Below are 14674 nucleotides of genomic sequence, written 5' to 3'. Positions count from 1 at the left end.
GGGTGCGCGCGGACACCGTCGGCAGTCCGCGCGTCGGGGCTGGTCAGCCTGGCACAGCAACCTCTCAGGTTCCTCTGAGGAGCAGTCGCCTCGTGGGTCTCTCAGGCCGTGGCCGCGCCCGGTGCCGGGGGTGCCGGGCTCAACTGCTGTGCCAGCCAGGTCGGCACGCCCCCCAGCAGCCGGAACAGCCGGCGTGCCTCCTCGCGCAGGCGCGACGCCTCCGGTTCGGTCTCCGCGTCGGCCAGGGAGACCAGGGCCGGCGCGGTGCCGACGAGGTAGCCCAGTTCCTCGCGGATCCGCAGCGACTCGGCGAACCCGTTCCGGGCCTCGGCCAACTCGCCGTCCCGCATCGCCAGTCCGGCCAGATGGCGCCAGGTGAAGGAGAGCAGCAGCGGATCGGCGTGGGCGATCGCGCCCGCGTGCGCGCGCCGGTACGCGGCGTGCGCGGCCTGCGGGGAGCGGGTGAGGTTCTCGGCGATCAGTCCGCGCCGGAAGTCCAGCAGGGCCCGCCCCGGCACCCCGGGCGGGATCAGCGCCGCGGCCCGGCCGAGTGCCGACCGGGCCTCGTCCGCCCGGTCCCGTACGCCGTGCAGCGTGGCCGCGTAGGCAAGGTACCCGCGTTCACAAGCGGCGGCGCCCCGCTCCTCGTCGGTGTGGGCCAGCGCCTCGGCGGTGCGCAGCGCGTCCTCGGCTTCCTCCCAGCCCGCCTCGGTGTAGAGGCAGCGTTCGACCAGCAGCGTGGTTCTCTGCAGCGCCGCGGCCGCGGTGGCCGATTGGAGCAGCGCTGCCGCGTCGGCCCAGCACGCGCGTGAGCGCAGCCGCCATACCGCGGTCTGGAGTGGATCGTCACCAGGGGTCGTTCCGTTACCAGACATGGCGGTATGCGCCACGTTGCCCTCCCCGAGCACGCCATCGAGCCTTGAGTGGTTGCGGCATCTCAGCACGAAATCCGTGGCCCGGCCAAGAGGATGGGTGAAAAATTTCACAAAGTCGTGGGACGGAGGAGGCCGCAGGTGGCGTGCCTTGATCGTCCGCCACGGCCTCAACTCATGCGCAGCGCCAGGAAGAAGTCCAGCTTGTCCTCGAGGCGGGACAGGTCACGGCCCGTCAACTGCTCGATACGCCCGACCCGGTAGCGCAGCGTGTTGACGTGCAGGTGGAGCCGGGTGGCGCAGCGGGTCCAGGAGCCGTCGCAGTCGAGGAAGGCCTCCAGAGTGGGGATCAGCTCGGCGCGGTGCCGGCGGTCGTAGTCCCGCAGCGGGTCCAGCAGCCGCGCGGTGAAGGCGCGGCGCACGTCGTCCGGGACGAAGGGCAGCAGCAGGACGTGGGAGGCCAGCTCCTGGTGCCCGGCCGCGCAGACGCGTCCGGAGCGCGCCGCCGCGACCCGCCGGGCGTGCCGGGCCTCCTCCAGCGCCCCACGCAGCCCCTCGGCCGAGTGCACGGCCGCGCTGACGCCCAGGGTGAGCCGGCCGTCGCCGTCGAGACCGGCCGACAACGGGTCGCGTACGGCCTCCAGCAGCGCGTCGGCGAGCATCCCGGTCTCGGAGCCGTCGTGCTCGGCCGAGACGGCCGGGAGCGGCACCAGCGCGACCGCCTCGTCGCCCGTGTGGGCGACTGCTATCCGGTCGGAGGGCTCGGGACCGGTGCTGTGGGGGTCGACGAGGATCTCCTCCAGCAGCGACTGGGCGATCGGCCCGCCCTCGCTCCGCCCGTCGTCCCACTCGACGCGGGCCACGATCACCTGCCAGTGCGGGGCCGCCCCGAGGCCGGGCAGCAGCACCGGCGCGGCGACCCTCAGCCGCGCGGCGATCTCCGCGGGCGGCGCGCCGCTCTGCACCAGCTCAAGCACCTCCTGGGCCAGCCGCCTGCGCACCGTGCGGGCCGCGTCCCGGCGGTCCCGTTCGACCGCGATCAGCTGGGTGACGCCCTGGAGCAGATCCAGCCGCTCCTCGGGCCACTCGCCCGCGTCCGCCTCCACGGCCAGCAGCCAGTCCGACAGCACCGTCTCGCGCGCGTCCCGCGCGGCCTGCGGGGAGCGGCCGCCGCCGCGGATGGGGAACAGGGAGTACGTCGTCGGGCCCAGCGCCACCCGGTGCGGGCCGGGCCGGCCGGTGCGGGCGGCCGCCAGGTGTTCGGCGGCGAGCCGGGCGCACGCGTCGGCGGGCAGCGCCGGGCCCCCCACCTTGGGCCCGGCGATCAGCCGGCCGGTGGGGGAGAGCAGCCAGGCCCGCAGGTCCAGGTCGGAGCCCAGCAGGTCCAGCACCACGTCCGGGCCGCCGCCCGCCGGGCCGGCCGTCATCATCCTGCGGTGCCGCTCCACCACGGCCGCCAGGTCACCGGCGCGCTCGCCGGACACCTGCCGCACCACGTGCTCGGTGATCGTCGCGAACGCCACCGACTCGTTCACCGCGAACAGCGGCAGCCGGTGCCGGGCGCAGGCCACCACGAGGTCGTCGGGCACGGGCCCCAGCTCGGCCTCGCCGGCCGCCAGGGCGGCCACCCCGGCCCGCACCAGGATCCGCACGAACGGCTCGGAGTCGGCGGCGTCCCGGCGCCAGGCGAGCCCCGACAGCACCAGCTCACCGCCGGAGAGGTAGCGGCTGGGGTCGCGCAGGTCGGTGGTCATGACACCCCGGACGGTGCGGTCCAGCTCGTCCTCCCCGCCGAGCAGCTTCAGGCCCAGCGCATCGGTGTCCAGCAGTGCGCGCAGCCGCATTCTCGTCGCCGCCGTTCTGTGTCTCGAAAACTACGATGGGTCAAGTGGCGAGGGCCCGGCCGCGCGGCCGGGCAGCAGCTCTGCCAAGAGGTGAGTCCGCGTCCCCTCGGCCGCCTCTGTTTCCAGGGGAACCGAAGAGGTTCCTGATGACCTCGGTTCATACGAATCTACAAGATGCCCGCGCCGACCAGCCAAACCCTTCATGTTTTCGGTGACTGACCGAGCCGGAGCGGTCAGCGGTGTACTGACTCCACTCCGCGTAAAAGGGACAGGAACGAGCCGGGCCCGCCGCACACGGATTGGCTCAATCTGTACGACTCACGAGACGGAAGAAGAGAGCCGGTCATGGACTTCCTTCGCCCCGCCAGCTGGGAGGAGGCGCTCGCCGCGAAGGCCGAGCACCCCTCCGCTGTGCCGATTGCGGGTGGCACCGACGTGATGGTCGAGATCAACTTCGACCACCGACGGCCCGAGTACCTCCTCGACCTGACCCGCGTCCCAGACCTCTACGAGTGGGAGGTCGGCGAGGACGCCGTGCGGCTCGGCGCCTCCGTTCCGTACTCGAAGATCATGGAGAACCTGCGGGCCGAGCTGCCGGGCCTGGCCCTCGCCTCGCACACGGTGGCCTCCCCGCAGATCCGCAACCGAGGCGGCGTCGGCGGCAACCTCGGCACCGCCTCCCCGGCCGGCGACGCCCACCCCGCCCTGCTGGCGGCCGGCGCGGAGGTCGAGGTGGAGTCGGTCCGCGGCTCCCGCCGCATCCCGATCGACGCCTTCTACACCGGCGTCAAGCGCAACGCCCTGGAGCCCGACGAGCTGATCCGCGCCGTCCACGTCGAGAAGGCCGACGGACCGCAGCAGTTCTCCAAGGTCGGCACCCGCAACGCCATGGTCATCGCCGTGTGCGCCTTCGGCCTCGCCCTGCACCCGGAGACCCGTACGGTGCGCACCGGCATCGGCTCGGCCGCGCCCACGCCCATCCGGGCCAGGGCCGCCGAGGAGTTCCTGAACGCGGCGCTCGACGAGGGCGGCTTCTGGGACAGCGGGGAGATCATCACCCCCTCCGTCGCCCAGCAGTTCGCGCAGTTGTGCTCCGCCGCCTGCAACCCGATCGACGACGTCCGGGGCACTGCGGGCTATCGCCGCCACGCGGTGGGCGTCATGGCCCGCCGGACGCTCACCTGGACCTGGGAGTCGTACCGCGGCGCCCGCCGAACGAACGAGGGAGCCGCGTGATGCGCGTCAACTTCACCGTCAACGGACGCCCCCAGCAGGCCGACGACGTCTGGGAGGGCGAGTCCCTGCTGTACGTCCTGCGCGAGCGCCTGGGGCTGCCCGGCTCCAAGAACGCCTGCGAGCAGGGCGAGTGCGGCTCCTGCACGGTGCGCCTGGACGGCGTGCCGGTGTGCTCCTGCCTGGTCGCCGCCGGGCAGGTCGAGGGGCGCGAGGTCGTGACCGTCGAGGGCCTGGCGGACTACGCCAGACAGCGGTCCTGCGGCACGGGCGCCTGCGGTACGGCGCTGGAGGACGCGCAGCGGTGGCAGCCGCGGGGCCCCGGAGCGCAGACCGGCGTGGAGGGCGAACTCTCGCCGGTCCAGCAGGCGTTCATCGACGCGGGCGCCGTCCAGTGCGGATTCTGCACCCCGGGCCTGCTGGTCGCCGCCGACGAGATGCTGGAGCGCAACCCCAACCCGACCGACGCGGACATCCGCGAGGCCCTGTCGGGCAACCTGTGCCGCTGCACGGGCTACGAGAAGATCATGGACGCGGTCCGCCTGGCGGCCGCCCGGCAGTCCGAGGGAGTCTGAGCATGACGGCCCCCAAGCTATCCGCTACGTTCGAGCAGGGTGGTACCCCCACCGGCGCTCCCACCAAAGTCACCCAGGGCTCGCAGACCAGGGGCGGCATCGGCGAGTCCACCCTCCGCCCCGACGGCATCCTCAAGGTCACCGGCGAGTTCGCGTACTCCTCCGACATGTGGCACGAGGACATGCTCTGGGGCCAGATCCTGCGCTCCACGGTTGCGCACGCCGAGATCGTCTCGATCGACACCGCCGAGGCCCTCGCCATGCCGGGCGTGTACGCCGTGATGACGTACGACGACCTGCCCACCGAGGTGAAGAACTACGGCCTGGAGATCCAGGACACCCCGGTCCTGGCCCACGGCAAGGTCCGCCACCACGGCGAGCCCGTCGCCGTCGTCGCCGCCGACCACCCGGAGACCGCCCGCCGCGCCGCCGCCAAGATCAAGGTGGAGTACCGGGAACTGCCGGTGATCACCGACGAGGCCTCCGCGACCGCACCCGACGCCGTCCTCGTCCACGAGAGCCGCACCGACCACCACGCGGCCCACGTTTCGCACCCCAACATCGTCCACCGCCAGCCGATCGTCCGCGGCGACGCCGAAGAGGCCGCGAGGAGAGCCGACTTCGTCGTCAGGGGCGAGTACCACTTCGGCATGCAGGACCAGGCCTTCCTCGGTCCCGAGTCCGGGCTCGCCGTGCCCGAGGAGGACGGCGGCGTCCACCTCTACATCGCCACCCAGTGGCTGCACAGCGACCTGCGCCAGATCGCGCCGGTGCTCGGCCTGCCGCCGGAGAAGGTCCGGATGACGCTGGCCGGCGTCGGCGGTGCCTTCGGCGGGCGCGAGGACCTGTCGATGCAGATCCACGCCTGCCTGCTGGCGCTGCGCACCGGCAAGCCAGTCAAGATCGTCTACAACCGGTTCGAGTCCTTCTTCGGACACGTCCACCGCCACCCGGCCAAGCTGTACTACGAGCACGGGGCCACCAAGGACGGCAAGCTCACCCACGTCAGGTGCCGGATCGTGCTGGACGGCGGCGCGTACGCCTCCGCCTCCCCGGCGGTCGTCGGCAACGCCGCCTCGCTCGGCATCGGCCCCTACGAGGTCGACGACGTCGACATCGAAGCCATCGCCCTCTACACCAACAACCCGCCCTGCGGCGCCATGCGCGGCTTCGGCGCGGTCCAGGCGTGCTTCGCCTACGAGGCGCAGATGGACAAGCTCGCCGACGCCGTCGGCATGGACCGGGTGGAGTTCCGGCAGCTGAACGCCATGTCCCAGGGCACGATCATGCCGACCGGGCAGCCGGTCGACTCCCCGGCCCCGGTCGCCGAACTCCTGCGCCGCGTCAAGGCGATGCCGATGCCGCCGGAGCGCCAGTGGGAGAGCTCCGAGGGCGCCGACGTCCGGCAGCTGCCCGGGGGCCTGTCCAACACCACGCACGGCGAAGGCGTCGTACGCGGGGTGGGCTACGCGGTCGGCATCAAGAACGTCGGCTTCTCCGAGGGCTTCGACGACTACTCCACCGCCAAGGTCCGCATGGAGGTCGTCGGCGGCGAGCCGGTCGCCACCGTGCACACCGCGATGGCGGAGGTCGGCCAGGGCGGCGTCACCGTCCACGCGCAGATCGCCCGCACCGAGCTGGGCGTCACGCAGGTGACCATCCACCCGGCCGACACCCAGGTGGGCAGCGCCGGTTCGACGTCCGCCTCCCGGCAGACGTACGTCACCGGCGGCGCCGTCAAGAACGCCTGCGAGCTCGTGCGCGAGAAGGTCCTGGAGATCGGGCGCCGCAAGTTCGGCTCCTTCCACCCGGCCTGGGCCACCGCCGAACTCCTCCTGGAGGGCGGCAAGGTCGTCACCGACGGCGGCGAGGCCCTCGCCGACCTGGTGGACGTCCTCGAGAACGAGGCCGTCGAGGTGGAGGAGGAGTGGCGGCACCGGCCGACCGAACCCTTCGACCTGCGCACCGGCCAGGGCAACGGCCATGTGCAGTACTCCTTCGCCGCGCACCGCGCGGTCGTCGAGGTGGACACCGATCTCGGCCTGGTGAAGGTGATCGAGCTGGCCTGCGCCCAGGACGTCGGCAAGGCGCTCAACCCGCTGTCCGTCGTCGGCCAGATCCAGGGCGGCACCACCCAGGGCCTGGGCGTGGCGGTCATGGAGGAGATCGTCGTCGACCCGAAGACGGCGAAGGTGCGCAACCCGTCCTTCACGGACTACCTCATCCCCACCATCCTCGACACGCCGACCATCCCCGTCGACGTGCTCGAACTCGCCGACGACCACGCGCCGTACGGGCTGCGCGGCGTCGGCGAGGCCCCCACCCTGTCGTCCACACCCGCCGTCCTGGCGGCGATCCGCAACGCGACGGGGCTGGAGCTGAACCGCACGCCGGTCCGGCCGGAACACCTCACCGGCATGTGAGCGCACGGCGTCCGAACCGATGAACCCCCGGGGGGTGTTCGCCCCCCGGGGACCCCAACTGTTCGTCTCGGGCCGTCCCCCGGGTCGTCCATTCCCAGATCCCGCATGCCGCCGAAGGCATCGGGTGTCCCTGTGAACCTTGGGAGATGGCCCCATGACCCAGCAGTCAGTGGAGCCGAGGACCACCGCCGAGGACGCGGGCGCGGGCAGCCGCGTCCCGGCGGGCCGGTCCTGGCTCGACCGCTACTTCCACATATCCCGGCGGGGATCCACGGTCGCGCGTGAAGTGCGCGGCGGCGTCACCACCTTCATGGCGATGGCGTACATCCTGCTCCTCAACCCCCTGATCCTGTCCGGCAAGGACGCCGCCGGCGACACCCTCGGCCAGAAGGCCCTGATCACCGCGACCGCGTTCGCCGCGGCCCTCACCACCCTGCTGATGGGCTTCGTCGGCAGGGTGCCGCTCGCGCTCGCCGCCGGCCTGTCCGTCTCCGGCGTCCTGTCCTCGCAGGTCGCGCCGCAGATGACCTGGCCCCAGGCGATGGGCATGTGCGTGGTCTACGGCGTGGTCATCATGCTGCTGGTCGTCACCGGCCTACGCGAGATGATCATGAACGCCATCCCGCAGGCGCTCAAGCACGGGATCACCATCGGCATCGGCCTGTTCATCGCGCTCATCGGCTTCTACAAGTCCGGTTTCGTGCACCAGGGCAAGACCACTCCGGTCACCCTCGGTCCGGCCGGCGAACTCGCCGGCTGGCCGGTGCTGCTCTTCGCCTGCACCCTGCTGCTGATCTTCGTGCTCCAGGCCCGCAACGTCCCCGGCGCCATCCTCGTCGGCATCGTCGGCGGCACGGTGGCGGCGGCCGTCCTGAACGGGGCGGGCGTCATCAAGGCCGACGCCTGGGCGGGCGGCGCGCCCGTACTGCACGGCAGCGCGGTGTCGATGCCCGACTTCTCGCTCTTCGGGCACGTCGAGTTCGGCGGCTGGGGCCAGGTCGGCGCGATGACGGTCGGCATGATCGTCTTCACTCTGGTCCTGGCCGGCTTCTTCGACGCGATGGCCACCATCATCGGCGTCGGCACCGAGGCGAAGCTGGCCGACGCCGAGGGCCGCATGCCCGGCCTGTCCAAGGCGCTGTTCATCGACGGCGCGGGCGGAGCGATCGGCGGTGTGGCCGGCGGGTCCGGGCAGACCGTGTTCATCGAGTCGGCGACCGGTGTCGGCGAGGGCGCCCGCACGGGCCTCGCCTCGGTCGTCACCGGCCTGTTCTTCGCGGCCTGCCTGTTCTTCACCCCGCTCACCGCGATCGTCCCGCAGGAGGTCGCCGCCGCCGCGCTGGTGGTCATCGGGGCCATGATGCTGATGAACGCCCGGCACGTGGACTGGGCCGACCGGTCCACCGCGATCCCGGTCTTCCTCACCGTGGTCCTGATGCCGTTCACGTACACCATCACCACGGGTGTCGCGGCCGGCGTCATCTCGTACACCGCCATCAAGGCCGCCCAGGGCAGGGCCCGGGAGATCGGCGCCTTCATGTGGGGCCTGACCGCGGTCTTCCTCGTGTACTTCGCGCTCAACCCCCTGGAAAGCTGGCTGGGCGTGCGTTAGCCGCGCCACCACCCGCCGCCGACGCGCCCTCCCCACGACCGCCGCAAGGAGACCGACAGATGCTGGACATCGCCGAGGAACTGGACCGGTGGGTCGCGCAGGGACGCGACTTCGCCGTGGCCACCGTGGTGGCCGTCGGCGGCAGCGCACCGCGCCGGCCGGGTGCCGCCCTCGCGGTCGACGCCGACGGCACGGCCATCGGCTCCGTCTCCGGCGGCTGTGTGGAGGGCGCCGTGTACGCGCTGTGCCGGCAGGCGCTGGAGGACGGCGAAACCGTCCTGGAGCGCTTCGGCTACAGCGACGAGGACGCCTTCGCCGTAGGCCTGACCTGCGGCGGCGTCATCGACATCCTCGTCACACCGGTACGGGCCGCCGACCCGGCCCGTACCGTGGCCGCGTCCGCGCTGGCCGCCGCCGCGCGCGGAGAGGCAGCGGCCCTGGCACGGATCGTGTCCGGTCCGGCCCGGCTGCTGGGCAGGGCACTGCTGGTCCGCCCGGACGGCTCCTGGGAGGGCGGCCTCGGCGGCCACCCGGAACTGGACCGCACGGTCGTCGGCGAGGCGTCCGCCTTCCTGGACGCCGGGCGCACCGGCACCCTGGAGATCGGCGAGCGGGGCTCGCGCTGCGGCGCCCCGCTCACGGTCCTCGTCGAGTCCGCGGTGCCGCCGCCCCGGATGATCGTCTTCGGGGCGATCGACTTCGCCTCGGCGCTGGTGCGCGTCGGCAAGTTTCTGGGCTTCCACGTCACCGTGTGCGACGCCCGGCCCGTCTTCGCCACCCGGGCGCGGTTCCCGGAGGCCGACGAGATCGTCGTCGAGTGGCCGCACGAGTACCTTGCCCGCACCGGGGTCGACGCCCGCACGGTGCTGTGCGTCCTGACCCACGACGCCAAGTTCGACATTCCCCTGCTGAAGCTGGCGCTGCGCCTTCCGGTGGCCTACGTCGGCGCCATGGGCTCCCGCCGCACCCACCTCGACCGCAGCCGCCGGCTGCGCGAAGTTGGCCTGACGGAACTGGAGTTGGCGCGGCTGCGGTCCCCGATCGGCCTCGACCTCGGCGCCCGTACGCCCGAGGAGACGGCCCTGTCGATCGCCTCCGAGATCGTCGCCGACCGGCGCGGCGGCAGCGGCGTGTCCCTCACCGGCGCGCACACCCCGATCCACCACGACGGCGTGCCCGAGGCCACCGAGCGGATCGGCTCAGTGGCCTGACAGAGTGTCAGCTTTTTCAGGGCTGCCTGAGCAGCCGGTTCAGTGCGCGTCCGAACACCGACCGGGCCGCGCCGCGTAGGGGTTCGTCGAACAGGCCCGGCAGGAAGCGGACCCGCAGTTCCTCCCGCCAGACCACCCGCGTACGGCCCCCGGGGCCGGGCCGCACCTCGAACTCGGCCCAGCCCAGCACCACTCGGCCGCGCTTCTCCACCCGGCACAGCCCCGGCTCGCCGTCGGCCGGCGGACGCCAGACGGTGACCTCCATCGGATCGTCGAAGCCGAGGGGACCGATCCCCGAACGGGCCACGAACACCGTGCCCTCCCGGGTCGGCGCGGACGTGACCACGTTGATACGAGTCAGCGGCACCGCGTCGGCATGCCGCGACCACCGCGTGATCCGCCGCCACGCCTCGTCGAGGGGGAGCGGCGCGGTGCGTTCGAGCGAGAAGTTCACCACGCCACGATCGTAGGCAATCGGTGGCCCCGCCTTACGGGTTCGTCCCCCGCTCACACGGTTGGCTCATCGCCCGGTCCTTTCGCGTATGCTCCCGATCATGGTGATACTGGAACGGCTGCGCCTCGACCACGCGGAGGCGCTGCTGGCCTTCGAGCGGGAGAACCGTCGTTACTTCGCCCGCTCCGTGCCGGACCGGGGGGACGCGTACTTCACCGGATTCGCCGCCCGCCACCGCGCTCTCCTCGCCGAACAGGACGCCGGCGTCTGTCACTTCCACGTCGTCGTGGACGAACAGGGCGAACTGATGGGCCGCGTCAACCTCGTCGACGTCGCCGACGGGTGCGCCGAACTCGGGTACAGGATCGGCGAGCGCGCCGCGGGCCGGGGCGTGGCGACGGCCGCCGTGCGGGAGGTGAGCCGGCTCGCCGTCGTGACGTACCGGCTCACCGGGCTCACCGCGGTCACCACCCTCGACAACGCGGCCTCCATGACCGTGCTCGCACGCACCGGGTTCAGGGCGGTGGGTGAGGAGATCGTCGGCGGGCGGCCGGGCAGGCGCTACCGGCTCCGCCTTGCCGACGGCGGCTGAACCGGGCCGCGCGCCTGGAGAGCGCGGCCCGGTGGGAAGCAATTTCGCGGGTCGTCCTACGGCCGGTAGACCTTGCCCGGCTCCGCCCTGCCCGGTGCCAGCAACTGCGGCACGGTGACGAAGACGTACCCCCGCTCCTTCAGCGCGTCGATGATCCCGGGAACCGCGGGCACCGTACCCGCGTAGATGTCGTGCAGCAGGATGATCCCGTCCCGGGAGGTCTGGTCGAGGACGCGTCGGGTGATCAGCTCGGAATCGGTCGTGGTGTAGTCCTTGGCGGTCACGCTCCACAGGACCTCGGACATGCCCAGCTCCTTGCAGATCCGGTGCACGGTGTCGTCGGTGCGGCCCTGCGGCGGACGCATCAGAGTCGGCTTCTGCCCGGTCAGCCGCTCTATCTCCTCGTTCGGGCGCTGTATCTCCTCGCGTACGCGCTCCGCCGGTATCCGGGTCAGGATCTGGTGGTCCCAGGTGTGGTTCGCCACCTCGTGGCCCTCGGCGGCCATGCGGACGACCAACTCCGGGTACTTCTCGATGTGCCGGGCGCCGAGCAGGAAGAAGGTCGCCGGTACCTGCTCCTCCTTGAGGATGTCGAGCAGCCGGGCGGAGTTCTCGCTCGGCCCCGCGTCGAAGGTCAGCGCGACGCACTTGGCGTGACGGCAGTCCACCGTGCCGAACGCGGCGGGCGCACCCGCCGCGGGGTGCGCGCGGGCCGCGCTAGGCGCCGTGCCGTCGCGTGCGCAGCCGGCCAGCGTGAGACACGCGGCCGCCCATGCCGTCAGTGCCGTCAATGCCCGGAACCGGGCCCCCGTTTTCGTCGTCTTCCTGGTCACACAAGGCATGCCGGGACTATATGCAGCGTGTATAGACGCAGTGTATAGCGGGGTCGAAATAACTGATCGAAGTGCAGGCCTAGGCCGGTCGGAGGGGCACCACGGCAGCCACGGCAGCCACGGCAGCCACGGCGGCCACGGCGGCCACGGCGGGGATCCGGGCCTCTCGGCGGCGCGTCAGGACTCGGCCCGGCGGCACAGCAGCCGCAGTACGGAGAACAGCGCCACCGGCCACACCGCCGCGAACGCCCAGATCACGCCCGGCTCCGAGGTGACCGCACCGGCTGCCAGGAGGGCGGCGGAGGCCGCCACCAGCAGCACCACGGTCCACAGTCGAGGAGCGTAGGACGCCACCCGGGAGAGGGCCGGTGGTCTGCGCGCCGACCGCAGCCGCCGGACCAGACGGCGGTCACGGCTGAGGGCGCGTTCTATCTCGTTCAGGATCCGCTGTTCGCGATCGGGGAGTCGGCCTGTCGACACTGTTGCTCCTACGGGGGAACCGGTCTGCCGTGAGTCCTCTCCGACTGCCCCTCACACCTCGGCCTAACCGGCCGGGCCGACGGCGCCGGCGGGATGTGGTCGGCCGGACCCCCGCGGGGTACCCGGCAACCAGGGCGGAAGGAGGGACGCCCATGAGGTTCCGCGACCGTGCGCAGGCCGGCCGGCAACTGGCCGAACGGCTGCGCTCCCGGTACGAGGAGGGTGCACTGCCCGACCCCGTGGTGCTGGCGCTGCCCCGCGGCGGCGTCGCGGTGGCCCAGGAGGTCGCGCGGGCGCTGGACGCCCCGCTGGACGTGGTCGTGGTCCGCAAGATCGGCGCCCCCTCGCAGGAGGAGTACGGCCTCGGCGCGATCGCCGGGGACGACCCGCCGCTGTTCGACAAGACGGCCCTGGACCTGCTCGGCCTGACCGAGGAGGACCTCGCCCCGGCGGTGGAGCGCGAACGCGCCGAACTGCGCCGCCGCGCCCGGCGCTACCGCCACGGCCGTCCCGCCCCGGACCTGCGCGGACGCACCGCGATCGTCGTCGACGACGGCCTGGCCACCGGTTCCACCGCCCGCGCCGCGCTGAGGCACGTCCGGCGCGGCGCACCCGCGCGCACCGTCCTCGCCGTCCCCGTCGGGGCACCCGACGCCGTCCGCGCGCTGAGCGGCGAGGCCGACGAACTGATCTGCCTCCACCAGCCGCCCACCTTCACCGCCGTGGGCGTCTGGTACGACGACTTCGAGCAGTTGACGGACGAGGAGGTGCTGCGGGCCCTGACAGACGGCTGACCGGATGGCTGAACGGACGGCTGAGAGGAGGCCACGCCCGTGCCCCGCATGGACCCCGGCGAGGCCCGCCGCCGGTTCCTCGCCGCCCGGGTGGCGAGGCTGGCCACCGTGGACGCGGCCGGCCGCCCGCACCTGGTGCCCACGGTGTTCGCCGCCCTCGGCGAGGACGGCGTCGTGACGGCCGTCGACCGCAAGCCGAAGACCACGACCCGGCTCAGGCGCCTGCGAAACATCGAGGCCACCGGGTTCGTGTCCCTGCTGGCCGACGACTACGACGAGGACTGGAACCGCCTGTGGTGGGCCCGCGCCGACGGCGACGCCCTGATCGTGCCGCCCGACGCGGAGGACGAACGGACCGTGGTGCAGTACGGGACCGCGCTCGCCCGGCTGCTGCGCAAGTACCCGCAGTACCGCGAGATCCCACCGGACGGACCGGTGATCGCGATCACCGTCCGCCACTGGACGGGCTGGTACGCCACCGAACCGCCCGCCGCCGGCCGCGGCGGCCAGGACCCCGGTGACGGACTGCCGGGACCCTGACGAGAGAGGACAGGCGAAAGAGGACAGAAACTGTCCTCAAGGGCCGCTACCGTGCGGACATGACGAAGACGACGACCACCGTGTCGGCCCCCGTGCTGGGCGTGCGCGCCCTCAACCGGGCGACTCTCGACCGGCAGTTGCTGCTGCGCCGCGTGCCGCTGCCGGCGAAGGCTGCCGTGGAGCACCTGGTGGGCCTTCAGGCGCAGAACGTCAAGCCGCCGTACTACGCACTCGCCGCCCGCCTCGACGGTTTCGCACCGGAGCGGCTGTCGGAGCTGATGGCCGGCCGCGAGGTGGTCCGCATCGTCACCCTGCGCTCGACCATCCACACCCACACCGCCGACGACTGCCTCACCCTGCGACCGCTCGTCCAGGGCGCCCGCGAGCGCGAACTCAACCAGTTCCGCAAGGGCCTGGACGGCGTCGACCTCGACCGGCTCACCGCGCTCGTCCGCGACCTCGTCGAGGCCGAGCCGCGCACGATGGCTCAACTGCGCGCCGCCCTCGGCGCCCAGTGGCCCGACGCCGACCCCCAGGCCCTCGGCATCGCCGCCCGCTGCCGGCTCCCGTTGGTGCAGGTCACCCCGCGCGGACTGTGGGACAGAAGCGGACAGGTCGCCCTCACCACCGCCGAGCACTGGCTCGGCCGGCCCCTGGGCTCCTCTCCAGGGCTCTCGGAAGGGGAGGGCCTCGTCGCCCTGGAAGCCACCGTCCTGCGCTATCTCGCCGCCTTCGGTCCGGCCTCCGTCCGGGACATGCAGACCTGGGCGGGCCTGACCCGGCTGCGCCCCGTCTTCGAACGCCTCCGCCCCCGGCTCGTCACCTTCCGGGACGACGCCGGCGCCGAGCTGTTCGACCTTCCGGACGCTCCCCGCCCCGACCCGGACACCCCGGCACCGCCCCGCTTCCTGCCCGAGTTCGACAACCTGCTCCTCGCCCACGCCGACCGCGCCCGCGTGGTGCCCGAGCGGTACCGGGGCCGCAATGCGCAGGGCAACCAGGTCCATCGCGCCCTCCTCGTCGACGGCTTCCTGGCGGGGCTGTGGAAACCGGAGGGCGACACGCTGGTGGTCGAGCCCTTCGGCCGGCTGACCAGGGCCCAGCGGCAGGACGTGACCGCCGAGGCCGAGCGCATGCTCACCACCCTGCACCCGGGCGCGTCGTACGACATACGGTTCGGGACCGTCGTAGGGCGCTGAGACTCCGGCGGT

At 72.6% G+C, this 14674-nt stretch carries 14 protein-coding genes; 9 read left to right on the top strand and 5 right to left on the bottom strand.

Going from position 1 to position 14674, the window contains the following annotated elements; all coding sequences use genetic code 11:
• Positions 1-101 precede the first annotated feature (101 nt).
• A complete protein-coding gene (locus ABZ818_RS08485; protein WP_361412299.1) occupies positions 102-875 on the bottom strand; it encodes a hypothetical protein in 774 nt (257 codons plus the stop codon).
• 167 nt (positions 876-1042) lie between these two features.
• The gene (locus ABZ818_RS08480) at positions 1043-2716 is read right to left on the bottom strand and encodes a PucR family transcriptional regulator ligand-binding domain-containing protein (protein WP_361412297.1); all 1674 of its coding nucleotides are present in this window, start codon (positions 2714-2716) and stop codon (positions 1043-1045) included.
• Between the two features lie 345 nt (positions 2717-3061).
• Here ABZ818_RS08480 and ABZ818_RS08475 point away from each other — a divergent pair, with 345 nt between their 5' ends.
• From ABZ818_RS08475 to ABZ818_RS08455, 5 genes are all read left to right on the top strand, one after another.
• A complete protein-coding gene (locus tag ABZ818_RS08475) occupies positions 3062-3952 on the top strand; it encodes a xanthine dehydrogenase family protein subunit M (protein WP_361412295.1) in 891 nt (296 codons plus the stop codon).
• The gene (locus ABZ818_RS08470) at positions 3952-4524 is read left to right on the top strand and encodes a (2Fe-2S)-binding protein (RefSeq protein ID WP_361412293.1); all 573 of its coding nucleotides are present in this window, start codon (positions 3952-3954) and stop codon (positions 4522-4524) included. Before ABZ818_RS08475 ends, ABZ818_RS08470 begins: the two co-directional genes overlap by 1 nt.
• 2 nt (positions 4525-4526) lie before the next feature.
• Positions 4527-6947 carry a molybdopterin cofactor-binding domain-containing protein gene (locus ABZ818_RS08465; RefSeq protein ID WP_361412291.1) on the top strand — a complete coding sequence of 807 codons (2421 nt, stop codon included), beginning with the start codon at positions 4527-4529 and terminating at the stop codon, positions 6945-6947.
• 154 nt (positions 6948-7101) lie between these two features.
• The gene (locus tag ABZ818_RS08460; protein ID WP_361412289.1) at positions 7102-8559 is read left to right on the top strand and encodes an NCS2 family permease; all 1458 of its coding nucleotides are present in this window, start codon (positions 7102-7104) and stop codon (positions 8557-8559) included.
• Between the two features lie 59 nt (positions 8560-8618).
• Entirely contained in the window at positions 8619-9770 is a 1152-nt protein-coding gene (locus tag ABZ818_RS08455; protein WP_361412287.1) for an XdhC/CoxI family protein, read from the top strand.
• A gap of 16 nt (positions 9771-9786) precedes the next feature.
• Here ABZ818_RS08455 and ABZ818_RS08450 read toward each other — a convergent pair whose 3' ends face one another.
• Positions 9787-10227, bottom strand: coding sequence for an SRPBCC family protein (locus ABZ818_RS08450; RefSeq protein WP_225078309.1), 441 nt, complete (start codon positions 10225-10227; stop codon positions 9787-9789).
• A gap of 97 nt (positions 10228-10324) precedes the next feature.
• Here ABZ818_RS08450 and ABZ818_RS08445 point away from each other — a divergent pair, with 97 nt between their 5' ends.
• On the top strand, positions 10325-10816 hold the full coding sequence (locus ABZ818_RS08445; protein WP_361412285.1) for a GNAT family N-acetyltransferase: 492 nt from the start codon (positions 10325-10327) through the stop codon (positions 10814-10816).
• 56 nt (positions 10817-10872) lie between these two features.
• Here the strand turns inward: ABZ818_RS08445 and ABZ818_RS08440 are convergent, their stop codons facing one another.
• Together ABZ818_RS08440 and ABZ818_RS08435 are read right to left on the bottom strand one after the other, a co-directional pair.
• Positions 10873-11658, bottom strand: a complete 786-nt coding sequence (locus ABZ818_RS08440) for a polysaccharide deacetylase family protein (protein WP_361412283.1) — start codon at positions 11656-11658, stop codon at positions 10873-10875.
• Between the two features lie 168 nt (positions 11659-11826).
• Complete coding sequence (locus ABZ818_RS08435; RefSeq protein ID WP_361412281.1) at positions 11827-12129, bottom strand: DUF3040 domain-containing protein; 303 nt, start codon at positions 12127-12129, stop codon at positions 11827-11829.
• Between the two features lie 152 nt (positions 12130-12281).
• Here ABZ818_RS08435 and ABZ818_RS08430 point away from each other — a divergent pair, with 152 nt between their 5' ends.
• From ABZ818_RS08430 to ABZ818_RS08420, 3 genes are read left to right on the top strand one after another with little or no spacing between them, the layout of a single operon-like run.
• A complete protein-coding gene (locus ABZ818_RS08430; RefSeq protein ID WP_361412279.1) occupies positions 12282-12923 on the top strand; it encodes a phosphoribosyltransferase family protein in 642 nt (213 codons plus the stop codon).
• Positions 12924-12962: 39 nt separating this feature from the next.
• The gene (locus ABZ818_RS08425) at positions 12963-13463 is read left to right on the top strand and encodes a TIGR03668 family PPOX class F420-dependent oxidoreductase (RefSeq protein ID WP_361412277.1); all 501 of its coding nucleotides are present in this window, start codon (positions 12963-12965) and stop codon (positions 13461-13463) included.
• Positions 13464-13522: 59 nt separating this feature from the next.
• Positions 13523-14662 (top strand): winged helix DNA-binding domain-containing protein, encoded by a 1140-nt coding sequence (locus tag ABZ818_RS08420; RefSeq protein WP_361412275.1) that lies wholly within the window; start codon positions 13523-13525, stop codon positions 14660-14662.
• The last annotated feature ends 12 nt before the right edge of the window (positions 14663-14674 follow it).

Origin of the sequence: Streptomyces sp. NPDC047453, from assembly GCF_040643155.1 — a bacterium.
Taxonomy (GTDB): domain Bacteria; phylum Actinomycetota; class Actinomycetes; order Streptomycetales; family Streptomycetaceae; genus Streptomyces.
The sequence above is the reverse complement of the archived record's forward strand: the minus strand, read 5'-3'. Positions and strand labels throughout refer to the sequence as shown.